The following is a 995-nucleotide window of genomic DNA, read 5'->3' as shown; positions in this document are numbered from 1 at the left end:
AGGGCAAACAGTATCATTTACTCCCGTTATTTCAGACCCTGACAAACCAAACGATACGTTGGTAACTCAGCTTATTTCGGCACCAGACGGCGCCACTATGAATGACGAAGGCGTGATGACCTGGACTGCCCCCGAGGATACGCTCTTCTCTTCACAGGAGTACTATTTTTCATTCTCTACGCCTGGAGAGGACAGTGAGCAAGGTGCCATTGTTACTGAAAAAGTCAGGGTTACAACTAATAAAGCACTGCCCATCGCTCGCTCCGGAATAGAGGTCCCTTCGGGACAGAGAAATATCGTGATTGCTGACTTTGACGGAGACAATAAAAACGACATACTGACAACAGATAACAACTGGCGCATTATGCTGCTGGAGCAACAAAATGAAGAAGCCAAACAAAAATGGCTCTATCCGTACAGGCTACCCACAAATGGAAAAGTGGTGCAAATCGCCGCTGCAAACACGGATGCGGACAGTGAAAGTGAGATAATTGTTATCACTGAATCCGGTGTGAGCCTGATTAATGACCTCAACAGTGAAGCTGTCAGCGTTTTTACCTCTGAGACAAAAATCTCTGCCGGAACCGTTCAAGATATCGATGGCGATGGCATCTCTGAAATTGCATTGCTTCACGGTGGTGCAACATCACTCAGCGTTTTCAGTCTTAAGGACACTACGAAAATGTTGTTTGAGACAGCGGTTAATGACACAAGAACAGTGCACTTTGCCAATCTGGATGACGATAATCAACTTGAACTGATACTCAACTCAGGACTTATCTATGATACTAAAGACTGGCAGATTCAATGGGCAATGGGCACGACGTTTTACAGTGGCCTGATGACCACTGGAGACTTCAATGGAGATGGCTCGCAAGAATTGGCTGGTATTGGAGATGGACTGGCGTTGTACTCACTTGAGACTAAATCGCTGTTAGCAACTCATAGCGGCGGAAACTGCACGATCACCGTTGCAAATCTGGACAATGATGCAG

Annotated in this window: 1 pseudogene; it reads left to right on the top strand. The window is 46.2% G+C overall.

Annotation, left to right across the window (positions count from 1 at the left end):
- Positions 1-995 (top strand): annotated as a pseudogene (locus CWB99_RS24265) (hypothetical protein); the annotation flags it as partial.

This window comes from Pseudoalteromonas rubra, assembly GCF_005887095.1.
Lineage (GTDB): Bacteria > Pseudomonadota > Gammaproteobacteria > Enterobacterales > Alteromonadaceae > Pseudoalteromonas > Pseudoalteromonas rubra_E.
This window is presented reverse-complemented; position numbering and strand designations above follow the sequence as displayed.